The organism is Psychrobacillus insolitus, from assembly GCF_003254155.1.
Lineage (GTDB): Bacteria > Bacillota > Bacilli > Bacillales_A > Planococcaceae > Psychrobacillus > Psychrobacillus insolitus.
The window spans coordinates 1,161,130-1,183,397 of sequence record NZ_QKZI01000001.1; the positions used below are offsets into that span (position 1 = coordinate 1,161,130).

A 22,268-nucleotide genomic window follows, 5' to 3' on the forward strand; every position below is an offset into this window, starting at 1 on the left:
CGTATAGACACAATGTTACCATTGCAACATTTTCAAATTTGAATTAATATTAGTAAGAACATATTAATGGTAATTGAACGTGAAGGAGGACATTTCATTGTATTTCGAAAACACAGGTATTGAAAACACTGTCATTGATCTAAATTTATTAGATGACCTTATGAAGAAAAATGGTTTAGTTCGTGCAGGTCAATGGGATTACGAACGTGTAACTTATGACAAGAAATTTGAAATAAAAGAAGGCACATTCTATCTTCGAGTATTTGGTTTCACAAAAGATGGTGATGTTGGAGCACATGATGCTAATATCACATTACTAAAACCTGCAATTGGTAAACACTACTACCCACATGGTGTAGAGTATGGTGAAGGGGAAGTATTCCCAAATCATTTATTAAAATCGTGTGAACAAACTTTAGCTACTTTAAAAACTGATTTAGCGAGTTTTAAAATTAATGCTTAAGTAAAAAGATGAGTTTGGAAACGTTAGAGATATACTCTCTAACGTTTTTTACTACTTAGAAAACTAGAAGAATTAGATATGTGGATAATCTTTTAAAAGAACTTGTTCGACCAGCCGCAAGTGTATTATACCAGAGGATTTGGCGTTACTAACAGACCTACCCACCGCCATTTTTCTTGTGTTCAAAAATTGTTATTTAGTCTATACTAGTTGAAATATCTTTACCAGGGGGTGACATTTTGAGATTGTTAAAGAAAGAATATATTAAGTACTTTCTACTGTTTTTAATCTTGTTTTTAATTGGATATTTTATTCTTCCTATATCTGTGCCAATTGTGTTGGCCTTACTAGTTGCCATATTAATCGAACCTTTAGTTAAATTTACACAAAAAACATTCAAATGGAAACGGAAGCTAGCAGTAATAACAAACTTTGTATTCTTTTTAGTTATTATATCCGCAATTTTATTTTTATCAATCACGAAACTAATTAGCCAACTTATTCATACAACTACCATTTTACCTCAATATTTGAACGACTTAACTGGAGTTTGGATAAACATTCAAAATAATTTGTTTAAATATACGGAAGGGCTTCCTACAGAAGTCGTAGTATCCATTCAAAATAAATTTGAAGATACCATTAGTAGTCTGAAAGATTCTTTACTCGATATTATTAGCTATAGTAATATTACAGCACTTCTCACATACATACCAAATTTCTTAATTAGCTTTATTGTATTTATCATTGCCTTGTTTTTAATAATGCTTGACTTAAATAAATTGCAATATAAATTCTTTCAATATTTATCAGACAATACTGCTGAAAAAGTTAAGTTTATGTATTCAGGGATAAAAAAAGTAATAGTTGGTTTTTTGAAGGCACAATTTTTAGCTAGTCTCTTCATTCTTGGTGCATCCTTTATAGGACTATTATTTATAATTCCCAAATATGCATTAGTGATGTCCATTGTTATTTGGATTATTGATCTTATTCCAATTCTCGGTTCAATCATTATAGTTGCTCCATGGGCTACCTACTACTTATTAATAGGAGATGTAGCAATGGGAACAAAATTATCCATACTTGCGATCGTTCTATTAATCATTAGAAGAGCAGTTGAACCAAAACTTATGGGCTCACAAATGGGAGTATCACCCCTAGCAATATTAATCGCAATGTTTATAGGTGCTCAATTATTAGGTGTATTAGGATTTTTAATAGGTCCCCTTTTAGTCATTTTGTTCATAACAGCTAAAGAATCAGGAATAATAAAAATGAATTTTAAAGTATAAAAGCCAACACATTACGGCGTGTTGGCTTTTATCTATATATTTAATTAACCACCGAGAATCGCTTTAAAGACAGAGGTTGTTTCTCCTCCAGCGTAAAACACATAGAGTAGTAAATAAACGGCTAATCCTGTAATCGCTACAAAAAACCAAATTATACTTGTAATAGGTCCGATTTTGCGATGTTTCTTAATATTATTTTTATAGCCTAAGTATATTGTCACTAATCCAAATACTGCACCTACAGTAGCTAAAGTAATATGGAAAATTAAAAATACAGTGTAATACACTTTGATATCATCAGGTCCACCGAATGCGGTGTTTCCGATGAATAGTGTTCGGGATACATAAATGATAAAAAACGTTAAAGCTGATATAGCAGCTGCAAACATCGTTTTTTTATGTGCTTCAATTTTTTTCTTTGATACTAAAATCCAACCGATTGCTACTAGTACAGCACTTAAAACAATAAAAAATGTACTAATCGTCGGTAAAAGTGGTAAATTCATTTTCATTCTCCCCAAATCACATAATTAAATTTTTATAATTTTGATTGAAATTGTAAGTCATCTAATGCTTTTTGAGTTATTTCTTCCGCATTATCTTGTTCATTTTTATACCATTTGAAGAAAATAGATCCTAAAACTACCCCATAAATAACTTCTTGAATAATTTTCATCAAAATTCCACCTAATTGCTGGTCTGCTAGAGCCGTCATATTGGAAAATAACTCAGGACCCGAGAGCGTTAAACCTGCTAACGTACTAGCTGGTACACATAGTTCCATTGCCTTTAACCATGCATCTCCATTAGTATATGTTTCATACATAGCCGTTCCAGAGAAGATAATAAGTGCACAAGCTGGAGTAATCAATACAGCACTTGCGATAAGATAACCAATCTTTTTAAGACCATGTAATGTCGCTTTATCTTTAATCACATCTACGACAGACCACCACATAAAGATTGCAGATAAAAATAGGATGAATGTGTATGAACCATGCAAGCCTTCATCTAATTTAATAAAATCCAAAACTAATGGTATGTGGTAGAAAGAAAATAAACCAGAAAATGCAATGAGGGCCAATAATGGTTTCGTTACAATCGGAAAAACTTTACGAACAACAGGAAGATCAATAACTGCCTTCCAAACCCACCATGGAATACCCTTTATTAATAAAGGTGGTATCAATAATAGTAATATTGCCATTTGCGTCATGTGATAGGTAAACATAATATGAGCCATTAAATCCACAGGTGATCCTTTAATGATATAGAATATTACTAGACTTGTTAAAAAATATGCTGCCTCTTTACGAGTTAATGGTTCTGAAACTTTAAAATCTCCACGCCACTTAACAGTAATCAAAAAATACAATATCGTAAAAACTACTAAAACACCAATCATCACTGGACTCCAATTTGCTTGGAAACCAAATATACTTAAAGACATATGCCTCTTCACTCCTTTTCAGTGACTCTCCCTATTATATAGGTCAAGCTTTATAACTTCAATGTAAGAACTATGACAAATATATGTATATAAGAAAACCGCTAAAGCGCCCTTTTTCTATATGGACTTTAACGGTTCGCTTTGGACGAAACTTATGGTAACTGGTTAAACGATAAAAACATTCAAGAAAATAGGGCAAATACTTTTGGGAATAAAAGAGGAGATCCTTTTCTACAAAAGATACTAGGAGTAAATAAGACTCTGTGTAGGAGTGTCTCAAAAGAATGGAGTAGCATTCATCCAAGTAAGAGGAGACATGACAGCCAAAATTGCATCTTTGGCGTCCTCTTTAGGTAAGCATGCGGCTCCTCTCTTCTTAACCAAAGCTTTCACACAATGATTCCGATTATTTTTGGAGAGCGGCGGACAGTTGTAAGCTACACGATGACTAAAAAGAGGAGTGGCTTAAGAAAGTGACGTAGTCGCTTTCTTAAGCCACTGTTTTTCTTTTAAGTAAAATTGTAAGCAATAATACTGTCCAAAGCGACTAAAAGAAATTGTACAAACTGTATTCCAGTATTGTGAAATTCTTATACTTTCTTATTATTTAAGAAAAGCCGATACTAAGAAAAATCTTAGTATCGGCTCTTTGTATGTTTTTTTAGTTCCACCAAACAATTGTTAAGAAAGTTAAAAAGAGAGTAAATCCTAGTATTGCACCACTGTATAAAAAGAATGCTGCCATACCATGGTTCTTTTCACTCATATGCATAAAATAGTAAAGTTGAAGTACTACTTGAATTGCAGCGAGTAAAAGAAGGATTGGTACAATGAAATACTCTGAGAAGCCTGCAGCAACAGCGCTAAATGCAATTAAAGTTAAGAAAATCATAATTGCAAATGTTGTTACTTGACCACGCATTGCCTCTCTTCTTACGCGGCGAGTATACTCATACTCAGTTTGTGATTTCGAATATACGTGAGCGTCATGTGACATATTAACCTACAACTCCCATCAAGTATACTACTGTAAAGATAAATACCCACACAACATCGATGAAGTGCCAGTATAAAGAAGCAGTATAGTATTTTGGTGCATTATACAAACTAAATCCACGTTTCGCATTACGGATTAATAATAAAATAATCCATCCTAAACCAATAGCTACGTGAAGACCATGTGTTCCTACTAAAGTAAAGAAAGCTGTTGAGAAAGCACTTTGTCCATAAGTAAATCCTAAATGTACGTAGTGATTAAACTCATAAATTTCTAAACATAAGAATGCTATACCTAAAATTACAGTAATTGCTAACCAAGTTTGCATTCCTTTGAAGTTATGATTTTTCATATGATACATTGCATACACACTTGTTAATGAAGAAGTTAATAAGATCATCGTCATAACAAATACTAATGGCAATTCAAATAAAGTTTGAGTAGAAAACTCCATACCACTTGGTCCTTTGTTTTTAAGTGCTAAATAAGTAGCGAACAAACTTGAAAATAATACAGTTTCTCCAGCTAGAAAGAGCCAGAAACCTAAAAATTTGTTTTTACCTTCTAATGTTACTTGCTCAGGATGATCTGGCCAAGATTGTGGGGTGTACTTCGTATTAAAGTCCATTATTTGTTACCCCCTTCATTTTTCAATATATCTTCTTTATGAACATGGAAACCATGATCATCTTTGATAGAACGAATTGCCATAGAAGCAAAAGTAATAGCTAAACCTAATACTAATACAGGAATTGCCCAATCCTTTTCACCATTGTAAAGTGCTCCAAAAGAAGCTACGAATAATCCGAATGACATAACAAGTGGAATGATAGAACCGTTTGGCATATGAATATCAGAAAGTGGTTCTGCATATGTCATACCTTCTTTATTCCCCTCTTGTTTTTCAATCCAGAAAGTATCCAGTCCACGTACAAGTGGTGTTTGTTTAAAGTTGTAGAAAGGAATTGGTTGTGGAATAGCCCATTCTAATGTACGGCCATCTCCCCAAGGATCATTTCCAACTTTTTCATTTTTAACAATTGTAATAATTACGTTAACTACTAATATGATTACACCAATCGCCATCAAAATAGCACCTAAAGAACTGATTAAGTTGAATGTATCCCAACCTTGATCTGCACCGAAAGTAAATACGCGACGTGGCATACCCATTAGACCTAAGAAATGTTGAATAAAGAATGTACAGTGGAAACCGATAAAGAAGAACCAGAAAGTCCATTTACCTAATTTTTCACTTAACATTTGATTAAACATTAAAGGCCAATATAAATGTACCGCTGCTAAAATCGCAAGAACTACCCCACCAACAATTACATAGTGGAAATGAGCAACGATAAAGTATGAATCATGTAATTGATAATCAAGTGGTGCTGCAGCTTGCATAATACCTGTTACTCCACCTGCTACGAATGATGGAATGAATCCTAAAGCATACAGCATTGGAACCGTAACTTTAATACTTCCTCCCCAAATTGTAAGCAGCCAGTTAAAGATTTTCATACCTGTTGGAACAGCGATTGCCATTGTAGCAACTGAGAAAATCGCATTAGCTGTTGGCCCTAATCCAACTGTGAACATATGGTGAGCCCAAACCATGAATCCTAAGAAACCGATTAATACGGTTGCAAATACCATAGAAGAGTAACCAAACAAACGTTTTCTAGAGAATAAAGAGAATATTTCAGAGAAAATACCAAACGCAGGTAATATTAAAATATATACTTCAGGATGTCCGAATATCCAGAATAAATGCTCCCAAATTATCGTATTACCACCCATTGTATGATCAAAGAAATTACCGCCAAACATACGGTCAAAAATCAAGAAGAAAAGACCAACTGTAAGTGGTGGGAATGCGAATAAGATTAAAGCACTTGCAACAAATGTAGTCCAAGTAAATAGCGGCATACGCATGTATGTCATACCAGGAGCACGCATATTAATTATTGTTACAAGGAAGTTTATACCAGCTATATATGTCCCTGCACCCGAAACCTGGAGTCCTAATGCATAAAAATCAACTCCATGTCCTTCAGAGGCTAATGACAAGGACGCATACGAAGTCCACCCAGCGTCAGGTGCTCCGCCCATAAACCATGATAAGTTAAGGAAAAGTCCTCCGAATAGGAATAACCAAAATCCAAGTGCATTTAAAAATGGAAATGCAACATCACGTGCCCCAATTTGTAAAGGCATAACGGCATTCATGAAAGCAAATAATAACGGCATGGCCGCAAGGAATATCATGGTTGTACCATGCATTGTAATAATTTCATTAAATAAACCAGCACTAACAAAATCATTATCCGGTTTTGCTAATTGAATACGTATAAGCATCGCCTCGATACCACCGATTACGAAGAACAATCCACCGGCAGCGAGATAAAGGATAGCGATTTTCTTATGGTCGACTGTTGTTAAATAGTCCCACAGGCTTGCGCCAAAGCCTTTTTTCTTTGCAATCGAACTCACAACTTTAACCTCCTTCATAATTATCTATTGAACTTATTTTTCAACAGATAGTCCCATTAAATATTCTGCAAGAGCATCAAGTTGCTCTTCACTAAATTTTTCGCCATTGTTTATTTCTTCAGGCTGCGGCATTAAGTTACCAGGTTTGTGGCTTTCTGGATCATTAATCCAATTTTTAACGTTTTCTTCTGTTAAATCCATAAAACCTGCAACGCGGTTACGATCACCAAATGTAGCAAGGTTAGGTCCAACTCCACCTGCAGTACCAGCACCTGAAGTAGCATGACATGCGATACAGCTTGTAGTGAAGATTTCTTCTCCTGATGTAGCAAGTTCACCTTGTGCTACATGTTCAGTAGTTTTCATCGTTTCAGCCCATACATCAAAATCTTTACGATCAATTGTTTTCACTTTGAAATCCATTAAAGCATGTGAAGGACCACAAAGTTCTGCACATTTCCCGTAGAATACTCCATCTTTTAAGCCTGCAGATTCTTTGTCAAATGTTAAGTAGAACTGATTTACGTTTTCTACGTTCGTATCCATTTTTCCACCAGCTGTTGGTATCCAGAATGAATGCTTTACATCAGCTGCTTTTAAGTTAAAGTATACTTTTTCATTTGTAGGAACTACTAATTCTTGTGAAGTTACAATACCTAAATCTGGGTATTCAAACTCCCACCAATATAATTTTGCAGTTACATTTACAGTCACTGCTTCTTTGTTTCCTTCTGCATCTACTGCTGTCATTCCTGACACATCAGCGTGCTTATATGTATAAGCTACTGTTGGAATAGCAAGTACGATTAGCAGAAGAATTGGAATAACTGTCCAAATAATTTCAAGCGTCATACTTCCTTCCACTTGTTTAGGAATAACATTTTCCCCAACTTTAGAACGACGGAATTTCACGATTGCAAGTACATAAATAATTAAAACTACTACAATTACAATTGCCATAATGCCAGTAGATAGTAGTAATAAATTAAATTGTTCTTTTCCGACTTGACCAGCAGGTGTAAGTGTAGATAAGTATTCTTCCCCACAACCCGATAAGAAAATCGTTAAAACTGCTAATAGTGAATAAAGTCGCCACTTTTTAAGCCCTTTCATCATAGCTAAATCAAACCCCTCTTTCTTTGTTGTATTCATGTGCATTTGGACTGTAGTTCTGTTCTATTTGAATTCTAAAAAATAAGAAAGAATTCCAAATGTTAAACAAAAATGGAAAAGATAATCATGGAAACAAACAGGATGACCATGTAATTTAGTGAATACACAAACATACCAGTAGCCCATTTCAAATCATCTTTCACGCGGAAACCTTTAATCGAAAGTATTAGCCAACCTATATTCAATGCGGTGGCTAAAACAATGAAGCCAATCCCAAGTTCCATTAATAAAAATGGTAATGGGAACAAGAAGATAATCCATAAAAGCATTGATCTTTTCGTACGTTCAAATCCTTTTACTACAGGCAGCATTGGGATGCCAGCTGATCTGTATTCTTCTGTTCTCTTCATTGCAAGCGCATAAAAATGCGGTGGTTGCCAAATAAACATTATTAAGAATAAAGCTAATGCTCCAAGACTTAAAGTTGGCTCAACTGCAGCCCATCCAATAAGTGGTGGTATGGCACCTGAGATACTTCCTACTATCGTATTACTAACATATCTTCTCTTGGACCACATCGAATATAAAACTACGTAACTAATGATTCCTGCCAGTCCCCAAACCCCCGCAGAAGTTGAAGCCATAAATAACAAAATTTCACCTACAACTAATAATGTAAAAGAAGTAATCAGCACGGCTGATGGTGTAAATCTCCCAGTTACAGTAGGTCTAGTTCTTTTGCTCTTCATGACAGGGTCAATATCACGATCGATAAAGTTATTCATAGCTGCAGAACCAGCAATGATCAATGCTGTCCCAAAAAGAGTTAAGAATAACAAATCTAACTCTTTAAGAAAATTACGGTTAGTAAATTGAAAAGCTAACCAAATACCAGTAAACGTAGTAATTAAATTTGAATTAACGATTCCGATTTTGATTAGAGATAGAAAGTCTTTTAATAAAGTTGTGTTTACTATTTCAGGTTCTGTCTTTGTTGTAGCGGTGATTGAATTACCATTTGACATGCTGCCCCTCCTTTCAAAGTTGTAAGCATATTCCGCTATTCTTTACTATATCGAAAAACTCTTTAGATTTCTATAGTTAAAAGAGAATTTCTAAATAATAAGTGCTGAGAAGGCTCAAACAAATGTATAACAGTATCAATAGTAAGTCATTTTACATTGTCTTTTGTGAATGTTCGAGTACTAAATTATGTACAATTTGTGAAATACTTCAGACTTCTTTTAGTCTTCTAAGGATAAACATTGTATTTTTATCAATATTTCGATATCATCTTAAATGCAGATACCGTCTTTTTAGACGAGCAAGATACATAAAGTAGGTGGCTTAATGCACATTAATAAATATTTAAAATGGTTAGCTGTTGCTTCCTCTTTCGGCATGTTACTTATCTTATTAGGTGGTGCCCTTGTAACAAAAACTGAAAGTGGTATGGGTTGTGGTAGACATTGGCCTGGCTGTAATGGCCAACTAATACCTGATGTAATAACAGCAGAAGTTCTTATTGAATTTTCACACAGACTTGTTACTGGCGCAGTGGGAATATTGATCGTAGCTTTAGCTATTTGGGCTTGGCGTTCTTTAGGGCATGTACGAGAGACCAAATTTTTATCTGTAATGGCAATATTTTTTCTAGTACTACAAGCTCTTATTGGAGCTGCTCAAGTTAAATGGGGACAAGGCGATTTCATTCTCGCACTGCATTTTGGTATATCCCTTATTTCATTTGCATCTGTATTATTACTAACGTTGCTTATTTTTGAGGTTGATAGAAAGTTTGATACAGACAAAATTAGCATAGGTAAAACATTAAAAATCCATACTATTGGAGTCACTCTTTACTCTTATATTGTTATTTACACAGGTGCATTAGTTCGTCATACAAATTCTAGTTTAGTATGTAATGATTGGCCACTTTGTAGAAATGATAATTTTTCATTACCAACAAATTTATACGAATGGGTTCAAATGGGACATCGTACCGCAGCTGGTTTAATATTCATTTGGATTTTAGTTATTGCGATTCATGTTATAAAAAATTATAAAGATCAAAGAGCTATTTATTGGGGTTGGATCACTACATTAATATTAGTCTCTTTACAAGTTTGTAGTGGAATGTTTGTCGTATTGACAAAACTAAATTTATATATCTCTTTATTGCATTCTTTATTTATTTCGCTACTTTTTGGTTTACTATGCTATATGATTCTCCTCTTGTCCAGAAGTCAATTACGAAAATAAGAAAAGTGGTTCTATGTCACAGGACTGTCCAGAAAGTCAGTAAAACTGATTTTTTGTGGCAGTCTTTTTTTCTAGTTTTCCAAGTCTTGTTTTCTATATCTATTTGAGACTTTTGTTTCCTATATTCTCTTATCTGATTTTCGTTACGAGCGGCGACTCCAGTGGGATTAGCGTGACAGGTGAGACCCCACAGGAGTGCGTTTTCCGCGACGAGGAGGCTCACCGCACGCCCCACGGAAAGCGTCCGCTCGTAACGAAAATCAGCGTGGATCAGGACTTTATTTCACCAACGTTATATATTGTACAACCAGAAAAAAAGCTGTTTGACGGATATCCGTCAAACAGCTTTTTTCTATTCTCTTTCAATTTCAATTAATAAATCCCCCGTTGCAATAGCCTCACCAGCTACTACATGGATTTCTTTAATGACACCATTGAAAGGAGCTTGTACAGTTGTTTCCATTTTCATTGCTTCTGTTATTAATAAATGTTGCCCGCGTTTTACTTTACTACCATTCGTTATTGCTACTTTCAGAACAGTACCCGGCATTGTAGCACCAATATGTTTTTCATTTGTAAGATCTGCTTTTGGTTTAGATAGATGACTTACTTCCACATTCATATCTTGAATTGATACTTCACGTGGTTGTCCATTTAATTCAAAGTAAAGAATTCTATTTCCATCATGTGTCGGTTCGCTAATAGATACTAATTTAATAATTAGAGTTTTACCTACTTCGATCTCCACTTCTATTTCTTCCCCAAGTCTCATTCCATACAAGAATGTAGGTGTATCTAATACAGAGACATCTCCAAAGTTCTTTTCTGTTACAGAATATTCTTCAAATACTTTTGGATATAAAGTATAAGCAAGAATCTCTTGAATTGTTACAGGACGACCAAGTTGGTTAAATAATTTTTCTCCCACTGCTTTAAAATCTACTGGCTCTAAAAGCTCTCCAGGTCTAACCGTAATCGCTTGACGATCTTTTAATATTACTTTTTGAAGCTCTTCAGGGAAACCACCGAATGGTTGTCCAATATATCCTTCAAAAAATTCAATAACGGAGTCTGGGAAGTCGATTGTTTTTCCTCGAGTGATGACAGATATTTCATCTAAATTATTTTGTACCATGAATAGCGCCATATCTCCTACTACTTTTGAAGATGGAGTAACTTTTACTACATCACCAAAAAGTAAATTAACTCGAGAGTACATTTCTTTTACTTCTTCCCATCTTTCTCCAAGACCTACGCCTTTTGCTTGTTGTTGTAAATTACTATATTGTCCACCAGGCATTTCATGCTCATAAACTTCTGTATGTGGACTCATCATGCCACTTTCGAAATCTTGATAATATTTACGAACATCTTCCCAATAGTATGATATTTTTTCAAATGCTTTTACATCACCAATAACTTCTCTAGTTCCACCACTCATCGCATAGCTAAGCGTACTAGCACTTGGTTGGGAAGTTAGACCCGCCATAGAGCCTATCGCTGTATCTACAATATCTACCCCAGCTTCAATAGCTTTCGCGTACATGTAAATTCCGTTACCACTAGTGTCATGTGAATGAAGATGAATTGGTAAATCTATCGTACTTTTCAGTTCACTGATTAAGCGATATGCTGCTTCTGGTTTAAGTAATCCCGCCATATCTTTAATCGCTAAAATATGGGCTCCTGCAGCTTCTAATTCTTTTGCCATATCTTTATAGTACTGCACTGTATATTTGGCACGAGAGTCATCTAAAATGTCTCCTGTGTAACATATAGCTGCTTCCGCTATCTTCCCAGACTGTCTAGTTGCGTCAATTGCAACTTCCATACCTTTAATCCAGTTCAAACTATCGAAAATACGGAATACATCAATTCCTGCTTCCGCAGATTTTTGAACAAATTCCCGAATCACATTATCCGGATAATTTGTATAACCTACAGCATTTGCCCCACGGAATAACATTTGGAAAAGTACATTCGGAATCATTTCACGCATTTTAAGTAATCGATCCCATGGATTTTCTTTTAAGAAACGGTAAGCAACATCAAATGTTGCCCCTCCCCACATTTCATAAGAGAATAGATTATGCATTCCCTGTGCAGATTCTTTTGAAATACCAAACATGTCATTTGAGCGAACACGAGTAGCAAGTAATGATTGATGTGCATCTCTAAATGTAGTATCCGTTAACAAAACACCTTGCTGTTCTTTAACCCATTTCACAACGCCTTCTGCTCCATGTTGTTCTAAAATTTGTTTCGTTCCAGCTTGCGGTGGGTTAGAAGTATCGATAATAGGTTTTCTTGCAGTTTCAAAAATTGGTTTCGACTTTTGTTCTACACCAGGGAAACCATTTACTGTAACATTTCCGATGTAATTCAATAACTTAGTTCCACGGTCTTTTCTTTTTGGGAACATAAATAATTCAGGTGTAGAATCGATAAAACTAGTATTAAAATCTCCAGAGATGAAATTTGGATGTTTAACTACATTTTCAAGGAAAGGAATATTTGTTTTAATCCCTCTAATTCTAAATTCTTGCAAGTTTCTCCCCATTTTAGTAGCTGCTTCTTGGAATGACATCCCCCATGTAGAAACTTTCACTAAAAGTGAATCGTAATAAGGAGTTATTACAGCTCCTTGGAATCCATTACCTGCATCCAGACGAACTCCGAAACCTCCACTAGAACGATATACATTTAGTTTACCTGTGTCTGGCATGAAATTATTTAATGGATCTTCTGTTGTTACACGTGATTGAATAGCAAATCCAAAAAGAGGGATATTTTCTTGACTTGGAATTCCCATCTCTTCCGAATTTAAAGCAATACCATCCGCAATTTTTATTTGTGCATGTACAATGTCTACGCCTGTAATCATTTCTGTAATCGTATGTTCTACTTGAATACGAGGATTTACTTCAATAAAGAAAAACTCATTTTCTGTTACTAAGAATTCTACGGTACCTGCGTTTATGTATGAAACATTATTCATAAGTTTCACAGCAGCTTCACAAATTTCATTTCGTAATTCTGGACTTATTGAATTGGATGGAGCAATTTCTACAACTTTTTGATGTCTTCTTTGGATAGAACAATCTCTTTCATATAAGTGAATTAGATTTCCTTGTGTATCTCCTAGAATTTGTACTTCAATATGTTTTGGTTGATAAATAAATCGTTCCACATATACTTCATCCGATCCAAAAGCTGCTTTTGCTTCTGATTTCGCCCGCTCATAAGCACTTTCAAGTTCATCCTCTGTTTGAACTACACGCATTCCACGACCACCACCACCAAGAGATGCTTTAATCATTAGTGGATAACCATTTTGTTTTCCAAATGCACGAACCTCTTCTACACTTTCTACCGGCCCATCAGTACCTGGAATAACAGGTATTCCTGCTTTAACTGCTTGTTCACGTGCTTTCACTTTGTCTCCAAACATATCTAAATGCTTCGACGTTGGTCCAACAAAAATAATTCCTTCTTCTTCGCAACGTTTTGCAAATTCTAAATTTTCTGATAAAAAACCATAACCAGGATGGATAGCATCTGATTTGCTTTCTTTTGCAATTCGAATAATATCTTCAATGTCTAAATATGCATCGATTGGTTTTTTCCCTTCACCAACGAGATAAGATTCATCTGATTTAAATCGATGGAAAGCACCACTATCTTCTCTTGAATAAATTGCGACAGTTCGAAGGTTCAATTCCGTACAAGCACGAAAAATTCGAATTGCAATTTCCCCTCTGTTTGCAATTAATATTTTTTTGATTTTCTCCACAACATAATCCCCTTTATTTTTTCGATTTTTCTAATTTCACAAACATTGAGACATTCATTAATATACCTATTGCTGCAGATAATAATATAACGGATGTACCACCATAACTAATAAATGGCAGTGGTACACCTGTAAGTGGGATAATTCCCAACATGCCTCCTAAGTTAACAAACGTTTGAAAACCAATAATGCTCCCTATACCTGTTGCTATCATACGTGCTTGTGGATCTGAAGTATTTAAAGCTATTGATAAAGCTTTAAATACAATAAAAAACAATCCACATAGAACGATTAATACACCAATTAAACCAAGTTCTTCAGCTATTATAGCCATGATAAAGTCAGTATGTGGCTCAGGTAAATAGCCAAATTTTTGATTGGATTTCCCTAAACCTAACCCTGTCAATCCACCAGAACCTATAGCTATATAGCCATTAACAATTTGATATCCAAAATCCGATTCATATTCAAATGGATTAAAGAATGCTTCTAGTCTCCCAAGTCTACGAGGTGTAAGGATTGAATCTTTCAATAAGAAAATAGCTAGAAGTGCTATTGAAATAACAATGCCTATTAAACCTATCATTTTAGCAAAAGATTTAAACTTCAAACCACTTGCTGCAATGACAGAAACAGCAACAAAACAAATAATCATCGTATTTCCAACATCTGTTTCCATCATAATAGAAAATACTACTAAGCCCAATACTACAAGTGGAGGCCCAACAGATTCATTAAATTTATCTAAAGTGCCTTTTTCATATTTTTTTGTAAATATTCCAGCAAAATATAAAACTAGCACTATCTTCGCTATCTCTGATGGTTGTATATTACCAAAACCTAAGTGAATCCAGCTTTGTGAACCACTTTCTCCACCCGTTCCTAAAACATGTACTAGACCAAGTAATATAAACATGACCGTAAGCATAAAAATCATAATCGTTTTGTTTTTTAAATGTTTATATGGAAAAAGTGCGGCTATTAAAAAGGCTGGTATTGATATTAACAAATTAAACTTTTGTTTGTCAAAAAAATAATCTGGTGCCCTTCCGTATCGACTAACTGCCCAATCCATACTCGCACTATAAATCATAACTAGTCCGAATAAACAAAGTAGGAAGTAAGTAAAAAATAATGGATAATCAAAGTTTTTTAAATACCTTTTAATATAAAGAATCATTTCATAAACCTCTATTTCTTAAGCTAGAAAAAAAACTCAAACATGTGTGTTTGTTTGAGTTTTTTAGTTATTTTTCTGTATGGATTTCATGTAAAATTGATAACTCTTTTTCTAGTGAAGCAAGGATCTCTTTCCCGTCACTTCTCTCTAAAAGTCCAAGCTTAACTGCAAAATCAATCTCACGTGATAAACCAAACATTTGAGTATCAAGTACCTCTTCGTAAAGTGGACATTGTGGCATTGTTAAGTTATCCATTTGCACCTTAATCAATTGTCCAATTTTCTCTGCATCTTTCTTCAAAAGCCCGAGAGCTTTCTCTTGATACGATGGTTGTAAATAAGTATCCATGAGGACGCCCCCATTATCTATTATTTCAAAATGTTTAGCTCCATAAAGTTTATCTTTTACTCTGAGAAATTGCAAGTGTTCTATTACTCCTCTTAACTAAATAATTAATTATTCTTTTGAAGTACCAAATTTAAAGGTATACTTATATCGATTAGAAAGTTTAGAGGAGGCAATTTCGTTGGAATTTATTATCCCTATTAAAGGTGCAGTCAAGTTTAATATTACACTCGATCCAACTGTTTGGATTTTTGATGATCGTAGAATTGATTTAGATGAATTTTTTGCTGGTGAGTATGTCTACAAAGATGAACTAGTTGAATATACAAAAGTTACTTCAGCTCATTGGTCTCGCGAAATTATAGAAGGCTCTACTGTTCCACCTACATTAAAATCAGAGAAAAAATTTGAACGTACAAAACTATTAACAAGTACATTTGGAGTCGAACTAAAACCATTTATTCTAAACGCTGAACCAAGAGAAGACGCAACTAAATTAGTAATAGAAACTATAGAAGATGAACATTCATTTTTATTAGAAGATTTAGATTCGCTTTTACTAAAGTTTAGTCATAAAGGAAAGCCACTTCGTGAAGATGGTCCCGTCCATGTGTTAAAAAAAGACGGTTCTAATATAAACACGCCTATTAAAAACGTGACTGCTTTCCGAATCGAATAGGAGTTGAATATATGCGAGTAAAATGCGTAATTTGCGATCGTATCGATGAAATTTCAGATGATTTACCATTAGCAAAAAAACTTAGAAATAGACCTATCCATACGTACATGTGTCCAGAATGCCACGATCGTATCGAAGAAAGAACAAATGCCCGTTTAGCTACAGGTAAATTCATTTTTTATAAACGATCTCGACTAATAGAGAATGATTTTTAAATCCATTTGAAAATCGACAAAAACGGACAAGTTCTGCGCTATTCTTTCCGGATTACTTTGGGAGGAACTTCAGATACAATTTTCCGGTTAGCTTTGGATAATATTTATGGTAAAAGGATAAACGAGGAAGCGACCGAGAGGCTATAGGATTGCAAAAAAACAGCTCAACTACTCAAGAAGTAGTCGAGCTGTTTCTTTTTTCAATTCGTAAACGGATTTTATAAATTATTAATATTAAAGCCGCTACTAATAAAGCTTCCACTACAGGAAGGAAAAACGCTAAAAATGTTAACATTAAGCATCCCAATAGTAAGAAAATATAAATAACTAAGTTCTGACCAACTCGTAGTTTCTTAGCGAATCCTAACTTATATACAAGCACAGATAATAAGAAAATAGTTAAAAATAATACATAACCTGCCATAGCGTATGAAGGCATTGTTTCGTATATATATCTTGCTATACTAGACATTCTACCAAATACGAATTGCTTTTCCTCCAAGGTTATTCACCCTTTCAGTTCCTATTCAAGTTCTGCACTTTTCTTTTTCTTCGTAACACGTTCACGTTCGCTCTTCTCTAGAACTTTTTTACGTAGGCGAATTGATACCGGTGTAATTTCTAGATACTCATCGTCACCTAAGAACTCAATTGCTTCTTCAAGCGTTAAAATACGAGGTCTTTTGATAACGTTCGTTTGGTCTTTATTAGCTGAACGAATGTTTGTTTTTTGTTTCGCTTTTACAATATTTACAGTAATGTCAGCATCACGCGTATTTTCACCAACGATCATACCTTCATAAATATCAGTACCTGGTTCAACGAATAAAGTACCACGGTCTTCAATACCCATCATACCGTAAGTTGTTGATTTACCTGTTTCCATAGAAACAAGAACACCTTGATGACGTCCACCAACACGACCTGAAACTACTGGTTGATAGCTATCGAATGTATGGTTAATAATACCATATCCTTTAGTAAGAGACATAAACTCTGTCGTATAACCAATTAGTCCACGAGCTGGAACCATAAAGATTAAACGAACTTGTCCACTACCATTGTTGATCATGTCAATCATTTCACCTTTACGGGTACCCATTGACTCGATAATTGAACCAACGCTGTCTTCCGGTACATCAATTTGTACACGTTCAACTGGTTCACATTTTTTCCCATCAATTTCACGAACAATTACTTCTGGTTTTGATACTTGTAATTCAAAACCTTCACGACGCATATTTTCGATTAAAATCGACAAATGAAGCTCTCCGCGACCTGAAACTGTCCAAGCATCTGGAGAATCAGTATCTTCAACACGTAAAGATACGTCCGTTTCTAATTGTGCACGTAGACGTTCTTCAATTTTACTTGAAGTAATCCATTTACCTTCACGACCAACGAATGGAGAGTTATTTGTTAAAAACGTCATTTGTAACGTTGGTTCATCAATACGTAATGGAACTAAAGCTTCTGGATGGTCTGTAGGACAAACTGTTTCACCTACGTTGATTTCTTCCATACCAGATACCGCGATTAAATCTCCAGCTTTAGCTGATTGAATTTCTTCACGTTTTAAACCGAAGAAACCAAATAACTTAGTTACACGGTAGTTCTTAACTTTTCCATCAAGTTTCATTAAAGAAACTTGTTGTCCAACTTCAATTGTCCCACGGAATACACGGCCAATACCAATACGACCAAGATAATCATTATAGTCAAGTAATGCTACTTGGAATTGTAATGGTTCATCTGAGTTATCAATTGGTGCTGGAATTGCTGAAATGATCATTTCAAATAGAGATTTCATGTTTTCTTCTTGTTTAGAAGGATCTGCATCTAATGAAGAAGTACCATTTACACCTGAAGCAAAAACAACAGGGAATTCTAATTGATCTTCATCTGCACCTAATTCTATGAACAATTCTAAAACTTCATCAACTACTTCTAGTGGACGAGCCGAATCTTTATCTACTTTGTTTACAACAACGATTGGTGTTAATCTTTGTTCTAATGCTTTTTTCAATACGAAACGCGTTTGAGGCATACAACCTTCATATGCATCAACAACTAGTAAAACACCATCTACCATTTTCAAGATACGCTCAACTTCGCCGCCGAAGTCAGCATGTCCAGGTGTATCAAGGATATTGATACGTTTACCGTCATAATCTACAGCTGTATTTTTAGCTAAAATTGTAATACCGCGTTCACGCTCGATATCATTCGAGTCCATTGCACGTTCTTCAACGTGTTCATTTGAACGGAAAGTACCTGATTGTTGTAATAATTGGTCAACTAAAGTTGTTTTACCATGGTCAACGTGAGCTATAATTGCAATGTTTCTTAAATCTTGTCTTAAATTTGTCATTTTTCCACTCCATATTCTTTTTTCGAGTCCATAACTGTGCTATTATATCATAAGTGAATCTAAAGTAATAATGTTTTTTTAGAAATTATTGGAGGTGTAGTTAAATGCGTGATATTAAATGGATTTTCGTATTGTTTTCTCTTTGTGCAATACTTTCTATGGCTTTTATAGGAATTGCTGTCGCATTCAGAAGTATTCTTTTGATCATTCTAGGAATTATCCTATTATTTGTAGTCATGGGATACGGTTTTAAAACAAAGAAAAAAATGCGTGATCAAGGATTATTATAAGAATTAGATTAGCAAGGTAAACTTGCTAATCTTTTTTATTTTACGCGCACATATTCATCTAATATTTCACTATGTACAACCGGTCTTGCCACTATAAATGTATTTTGCACTAATAGATTTATTGGATGATTAGATAATGTAGTGACAATTGCCCCTACTTCATTTGCAATGACCATCCCTCCAGCAATATCCCATGGTGACAACCTCATAGACATATACGCATCTAATCTACCTGTCACAACATATCCAATTTCAATTGCCGCTGAACCATAAGATCTTGTTCCTCTAACCTTCTGTAACAGTTTCACTATTCCTTCATGTTCTAAATATTTGTTTGGCAAAACCCAACTAGTATTAATGCCAATAATAGCTTGCCCCAATAATCCATCTGTTAAAAGTGGAATTCTAATATCATTAAAAAATGCACCTTCTCCAAGTGTTGCAGATATTAAATCATCGTCCATTACATTATAAATATATCCAAGTAATCCTACTCCATCTTTATAAATTCCAAGTGAAATAGCGAAGTTCTTTTTTTGATGGATAAAGTTCATCGTTCCATCTATAGGATCCAAAATCCAAATGTACCCGTTTAAATGGCTGATCTCATCTCCGAATCCTTCTTCTCCCAAAATTCGTTGATCTGGAAATTCTTTTTTTATTTGTTTTATAAAAAATTGTTCTGTTTCTTTATCAATATTTGTAACTAAATCATTAGCTGCTGATTTAGATTCTACAACCAGTTCACTTGAAAATGAACTCCTGATTCTACCAGCTGCTTCTTTAATTAAAGACTTCGCAAATTTATCCATTACATGTATATTGATAGGTCATCCACCTCTCTAAAGCCTTTTTATTTATTATAAAGAAAAAAACACCGGCTGTCTGTTAATTAGCAGGTGTTTTTTATGTGTATATATAAATCTTTAACTTAGCCCAGTGCATTTAATTCCTCCAACAGTTGATAAATTTCGTTTAATCGTTTTTTGGATTCCTCCATCTCTTTCTCATCTTTATTTGTCATGGCATCGAATAGAGAAGCTAATTGATAATCCAACTCAAATTTCAACCCTTGAATTCTTTCCTTTTCTACATTTGTTTTACGAATAACGTGAGCAACCTGTCTCATAAATAACACCCCTTCTTTTATTTTTAATATCGGAATATTCTGAAGATTTTTTATAATTTATGCCAAAAAGAAATTTTTGTCAACTAAAAAATCTTATATACAAGATTTTTACCCAATTTTCTTATAATATAAACATATAAAGTGAAAGGAGTTTTAAAATGAATAAAACTTTTTGGGAAAACTCAGATTTTGATGTCTTTCAAATAGACGGTTTAGAAAACAGAATGGAAGCACTTGTTACACGTGTCCGTCCTAAGTTTGAGGAATTAGGAAAACAATATAGCCTATACTTTTCAGGTGTTCTTGGGAATGAATATTTTGCACATGTTGCCAAGCACGCTAGGCGCTCTGTGAATCCTCCAAAAGATAGTTGGGTAGCATTTGCCCCTTATAAGCGGGGCTATAAGGCATTACCACATTTCCAAGTTGGTCTATGGGGTAGCCATTTATTTATTATTCTTGCAGTTATTTATGAAGCACCTGATAAAGTAGCTATTGCAGAACGATTATTAAATGCTAAAGAGATGTTCCATAAAGTCCCAGACCACTTTATTATTTCAGGAGATCATATGAAACCAATTGCTACTCCTTTAAAAGTTGCCAAGAAAAATGAGTTAGATGTATTACTTACCCGACTTCGTGATGTGAAAAAGGGAGAGTTTCTAGTCGGTGTTCATATCCCTCGGGAAGAAGCTGTAAAATTTACCGAAGCAGAATTTTTTAAACTTACAGAAGAAACTTTTGAAGCACTTTTACCAATTTATAAAACGATGATTAATATGAAATAGTAAAACCCCTCCAATTGCTTGGTAGAAAACAAACTATTGGAGGGATTTTCTTTATACTTTAATAATTGCACCATCATTTTTTTCTTTCATCATTTTGATAATTGGAAAGCTTGCATAACCACTTTCTTTTTCAAATTCTCGAAAATAAGTTTTTTCTTCTGCCATAGAAGGTACTATTTCTTTAAACCTTCTATATTTTTTAATTAATTCTTCTCTCTTGACACCGTTTTCATACGCTTTTTCAATGACCTCAAAAAACTGAACAACATCCACTATTTCACTCGTGGACCAATCAATAGAGAATGGATAAGTATATTCCATTTTTTAGCCCTCCTATACATGCCATTTTTTTCTTACCTCTTCTGCATCATTTACCATACGCTTGATTAGATCATCTACAGATGGAATATCACCTATCAGCCCGACTGATTGCCCAGCCCATCCAAATCCATTTGCGCTATCGCCATTATAAATGAACTGCTTGTTTGCTTCTCCACTGATGTATTCCTTTAAAGCATCATATGTCGGAGTATCCTTTTCAATTCGTAGAATTTTTTCTGTCCATTCATTTTTTAATGCTCTAGCGGGCGCACCTATAGATTTTTTTATAATGGTTGTATCTATTTCTTGACCAACTATTAAAGCATTTTTATAAGCCTCGGAAGCATGAACACATTCTTTAGTTGCAATAAAACGTGTCCCCATTTCAATACCTTCTGCCCCAAGTGCATGCGCTGCCATCCATCCTCGTCCGTCAGCAATACCTCCTGAAGCTATTACTGGAATACCAACAGAATCTACCACTTGAGGAATTAAAACCATGGAACCTATATCATCCCTACCTAAATGGCCCCCCCCCTCTTGACCAACAACCATAACAGCATCTGCTCCTAATTGCTCCGCTTTTTGAGCTTGACGTTTTGCCGCTACTAGAACCAACTTTTTAATCGATGTATTTGCAAGTTTATCTAATATAGTTGCTGGATTTCCTCCAGTCATTGAAATAACAGGAACTTCTTCATCGATTGCTACTTGCAACATATGTTCATAAGGTCTCCCAGTTTGACCTACTGCAAAGTTTACCCCAAAAGGTTTATCTGTTAACTTTCTCACCTTCTGTATTTCTTCGCGCAATTCTTGTGGTGTATTCAAACTCATGGCCGTCACTTGTCCAAGACCACCGGCATTAGAAACCGCTGCACATAAATCAGAGTAAGCTAAATAAGCAAGTCCCCCTTGAATAATTGGATAGTCTATTCCTAATAATTCAGTAACCCTCGTCTGAAAATTCAATATAATCCCTCCTGTTGATATAATTTTAATATAGTTGAGACAATCATTCAATTCCTAATAATAATTTTAATAGTCACGTAACTTTGAAAGTGCTATAATTCATTTTGTTTT

23 protein-coding genes are annotated in these 22,268 nt (G+C 34.6%); 7 read left to right on the top strand and 16 right to left on the bottom strand.

The annotated features are described in order from the left end of the window. Window positions 1-97: 97 nt before the first annotated feature. Window positions 98-463, top strand: coding sequence for a YugN family protein (locus tag C7437_RS05815; protein ID WP_111438673.1), 366 nt, complete (start codon window positions 98-100; stop codon window positions 461-463). Between the two features lie 239 nt (window positions 464-702). Next, complete coding sequence (gene ytvI, locus C7437_RS05820) at window positions 703-1,758, top strand: sporulation integral membrane protein YtvI (RefSeq protein ID WP_111438674.1); 1,056 nt, start codon at window positions 703-705, stop codon at window positions 1,756-1,758. Window positions 1,759-1,802: 44 nt separating this feature from the next. Here the strand turns inward: ytvI and C7437_RS05825 are convergent, their stop codons facing one another. The 7 genes from C7437_RS05825 to cyoE all read right to left on the bottom strand — a co-directional run bounded on the left by C7437_RS05825 (window position 1,803) and on the right by cyoE (window position 8,836). Next, window positions 1,803-2,264, bottom strand: a complete 462-nt coding sequence (locus C7437_RS05825) for a DUF420 domain-containing protein (RefSeq protein WP_111438675.1) — start codon at window positions 2,262-2,264, stop codon at window positions 1,803-1,805. A 32-nt stretch (window positions 2,265-2,296) separates the two neighbouring features. After that, on the bottom strand, window positions 2,297-3,208 hold the full coding sequence (gene ctaG / locus C7437_RS05830; RefSeq protein WP_111438676.1) for a cytochrome c oxidase assembly factor CtaG: 912 nt from the start codon (window positions 3,206-3,208) through the stop codon (window positions 2,297-2,299). A gap of 661 nt (window positions 3,209-3,869) precedes the next feature. Beyond that, entirely contained in the window at window positions 3,870-4,205 is a 336-nt protein-coding gene (gene ctaF / locus C7437_RS05835) for a cytochrome c oxidase subunit IVB (protein WP_111438677.1), read from the bottom strand. A 1-nt stretch (window position 4,206) separates the two neighbouring features. Continuing rightward, window positions 4,207-4,833 (bottom strand): cytochrome (ubi)quinol oxidase subunit III, encoded by a 627-nt coding sequence (locus tag C7437_RS05840; RefSeq protein WP_111438678.1) that lies wholly within the window; start codon window positions 4,831-4,833, stop codon window positions 4,207-4,209. Then, window positions 4,833-6,698: a cytochrome c oxidase subunit I gene (locus C7437_RS05845; RefSeq protein ID WP_111438679.1), complete on the bottom strand. Its 1,866-nt coding sequence runs from the start codon at window positions 6,696-6,698 to the stop codon at window positions 4,833-4,835. Before C7437_RS05845 ends, C7437_RS05840 begins: the two co-directional genes overlap by 1 nt. A gap of 33 nt (window positions 6,699-6,731) precedes the next feature. Beyond that, a complete protein-coding gene (gene coxB / locus C7437_RS05850; RefSeq protein WP_111438680.1) occupies window positions 6,732-7,814 on the bottom strand; it encodes a cytochrome c oxidase subunit II in 1,083 nt (360 codons plus the stop codon). Between the two features lie 98 nt (window positions 7,815-7,912). Then, window positions 7,913-8,836: a heme o synthase gene (gene cyoE / locus C7437_RS05855; protein WP_111438681.1), complete on the bottom strand. Its 924-nt coding sequence runs from the start codon at window positions 8,834-8,836 to the stop codon at window positions 7,913-7,915. A 325-nt stretch (window positions 8,837-9,161) separates the two neighbouring features. Here cyoE and C7437_RS05860 point away from each other — a divergent pair, with 325 nt between their 5' ends. After that, window positions 9,162-10,073, top strand: a complete 912-nt coding sequence (locus C7437_RS05860) for a COX15/CtaA family protein (RefSeq protein ID WP_111438682.1) — start codon at window positions 9,162-9,164, stop codon at window positions 10,071-10,073. 352 nt (window positions 10,074-10,425) lie between these two features. Here C7437_RS05860 and pyc read toward each other — a convergent pair whose 3' ends face one another. From pyc to C7437_RS05880, 3 genes are all read right to left on the bottom strand, one after another. Further along, window positions 10,426-13,866 carry a pyruvate carboxylase gene (pyc, locus tag C7437_RS05870; protein ID WP_111438684.1) on the bottom strand — a complete coding sequence of 1,147 codons (3,441 nt, stop codon included), beginning with the start codon at window positions 13,864-13,866 and terminating at the stop codon, window positions 10,426-10,428. 13 nt (window positions 13,867-13,879) lie between these two features. Continuing rightward, entirely contained in the window at window positions 13,880-15,046 is a 1,167-nt protein-coding gene (locus C7437_RS05875) for an FtsW/RodA/SpoVE family cell cycle protein (protein ID WP_111438685.1), read from the bottom strand. Between the two features lie 67 nt (window positions 15,047-15,113). Beyond that, entirely contained in the window at window positions 15,114-15,395 is a 282-nt protein-coding gene (locus tag C7437_RS05880; protein WP_111438686.1) for an Fpa/YlaN family protein, read from the bottom strand. Window positions 15,396-15,573: 178 nt separating this feature from the next. On the opposite strand from C7437_RS05880, the gene C7437_RS05885 reads away from it, so the two are divergent. Continuing rightward, a complete protein-coding gene (locus C7437_RS05885) occupies window positions 15,574-16,071 on the top strand; it encodes a peptidyl-prolyl cis-trans isomerase (RefSeq protein WP_111438687.1) in 498 nt (165 codons plus the stop codon). Window positions 16,072-16,082: 11 nt separating this feature from the next. Then, on the top strand, window positions 16,083-16,286 hold the full coding sequence (locus tag C7437_RS05890) for a YlaI family protein (protein ID WP_111438688.1): 204 nt from the start codon (window positions 16,083-16,085) through the stop codon (window positions 16,284-16,286). Window positions 16,287-16,458: 172 nt separating this feature from the next. Here the strand turns inward: C7437_RS05890 and C7437_RS05895 are convergent, their stop codons facing one another. Both C7437_RS05895 and typA read right to left on the bottom strand, forming a co-directional pair. Further along, window positions 16,459-16,788 carry a YlaH-like family protein gene (locus tag C7437_RS05895; RefSeq protein WP_245909214.1) on the bottom strand — a complete coding sequence of 110 codons (330 nt, stop codon included), beginning with the start codon at window positions 16,786-16,788 and terminating at the stop codon, window positions 16,459-16,461. A gap of 21 nt (window positions 16,789-16,809) precedes the next feature. Then, window positions 16,810-18,657 carry a translational GTPase TypA gene (gene typA, locus C7437_RS05900; protein WP_111438689.1) on the bottom strand — a complete coding sequence of 616 codons (1,848 nt, stop codon included), beginning with the start codon at window positions 18,655-18,657 and terminating at the stop codon, window positions 16,810-16,812. Between the two features lie 104 nt (window positions 18,658-18,761). Between typA and C7437_RS05905 the strand changes: the two genes are divergently transcribed. Then, a complete protein-coding gene (locus C7437_RS05905) occupies window positions 18,762-18,947 on the top strand; it encodes a YlaF family protein (protein ID WP_111438690.1) in 186 nt (61 codons plus the stop codon). Window positions 18,948-18,982: 35 nt separating this feature from the next. Here the strand turns inward: C7437_RS05905 and C7437_RS05910 are convergent, their stop codons facing one another. Beyond that, entirely contained in the window at window positions 18,983-19,774 is a 792-nt protein-coding gene (locus C7437_RS05910; RefSeq protein WP_111438691.1) for an inositol monophosphatase family protein, read from the bottom strand. Between the two features lie 104 nt (window positions 19,775-19,878). Further along, the gene (locus C7437_RS05915) at window positions 19,879-20,076 is read right to left on the bottom strand and encodes a hypothetical protein (protein ID WP_111438692.1); all 198 of its coding nucleotides are present in this window, start codon (window positions 20,074-20,076) and stop codon (window positions 19,879-19,881) included. Window positions 20,077-20,234: 158 nt separating this feature from the next. Between C7437_RS05915 and C7437_RS05920 the strand changes: the two genes are divergently transcribed. Further along, on the top strand, window positions 20,235-20,864 hold the full coding sequence (locus C7437_RS05920; protein WP_111438693.1) for a YktB family protein: 630 nt from the start codon (window positions 20,235-20,237) through the stop codon (window positions 20,862-20,864). 51 nt (window positions 20,865-20,915) lie between these two features. On the opposite strand, the gene C7437_RS05925 is transcribed toward C7437_RS05920, so the two are convergent. Both C7437_RS05925 and C7437_RS05930 read right to left on the bottom strand, forming a co-directional pair. Beyond that, a complete protein-coding gene (locus tag C7437_RS05925) occupies window positions 20,916-21,185 on the bottom strand; it encodes a UPF0223 family protein (RefSeq protein WP_111438694.1) in 270 nt (89 codons plus the stop codon). 12 nt (window positions 21,186-21,197) lie between these two features. Beyond that, complete coding sequence (locus tag C7437_RS05930) at window positions 21,198-22,157, bottom strand: NAD(P)H-dependent flavin oxidoreductase (RefSeq protein WP_111438695.1); 960 nt, start codon at window positions 22,155-22,157, stop codon at window positions 21,198-21,200. Window positions 22,158-22,268 lie beyond the last annotated feature (111 nt).

Excerpts from the sequence above, each read along its gene's own strand:
- C7437_RS05825 (WP_111438675.1), bottom strand. The coding sequence starts at position 2,264 with ATGAATTTACCACTTTTACCGACGATTAGTACATTTTTTATTGTTTTA.
- ctaG (WP_111438676.1), bottom strand. The coding sequence starts at position 3,208 with ATGTCTTTAAGTATATTTGGTTTCCAAGCAAATTGGAGTCCAGTGATG.
- ctaF (WP_111438677.1), bottom strand. The coding sequence starts at position 4,205 with ATGTCACATGACGCTCACGTATATTCGAAATCACAAACTGAGTATGAG.
- C7437_RS05840 (WP_111438678.1), bottom strand. The coding sequence starts at position 4,833 with ATGGACTTTAATACGAAGTACACCCCACAATCTTGGCCAGATCATCCT.
- coxB (WP_111438680.1), bottom strand. The coding sequence starts at position 7,814 with ATGATGAAAGGGCTTAAAAAGTGGCGACTTTATTCACTATTAGCAGTT.
- cyoE (WP_111438681.1), bottom strand. The coding sequence starts at position 8,836 with ATGTCAAATGGTAATTCAATCACCGCTACAACAAAGACAGAACCTGAA.
- C7437_RS05860 (WP_111438682.1), top strand. The coding sequence starts at position 9,162 with ATGCACATTAATAAATATTTAAAATGGTTAGCTGTTGCTTCCTCTTTC.
- C7437_RS05875 (WP_111438685.1), bottom strand. The coding sequence starts at position 15,046 with ATGATTCTTTATATTAAAAGGTATTTAAAAAACTTTGATTATCCATTA.
- C7437_RS05880 (WP_111438686.1), bottom strand. The coding sequence starts at position 15,395 with ATGGATACTTATTTACAACCATCGTATCAAGAGAAAGCTCTCGGGCTT.
- C7437_RS05890 (WP_111438688.1), top strand. The coding sequence starts at position 16,083 with ATGCGAGTAAAATGCGTAATTTGCGATCGTATCGATGAAATTTCAGAT.
- typA (WP_111438689.1), bottom strand. The coding sequence starts at position 18,657 with ATGACAAATTTAAGACAAGATTTAAGAAACATTGCAATTATAGCTCAC.
- C7437_RS05905 (WP_111438690.1), top strand. The coding sequence starts at position 18,762 with ATGCGTGATATTAAATGGATTTTCGTATTGTTTTCTCTTTGTGCAATA.
- C7437_RS05915 (WP_111438692.1), bottom strand. The coding sequence starts at position 20,076 with ATGAGACAGGTTGCTCACGTTATTCGTAAAACAAATGTAGAAAAGGAA.
- C7437_RS05920 (WP_111438693.1), top strand. The coding sequence starts at position 20,235 with ATGAATAAAACTTTTTGGGAAAACTCAGATTTTGATGTCTTTCAAATA.
- C7437_RS05925 (WP_111438694.1), bottom strand. The coding sequence starts at position 21,185 with ATGGAATATACTTATCCATTCTCTATTGATTGGTCCACGAGTGAAATA.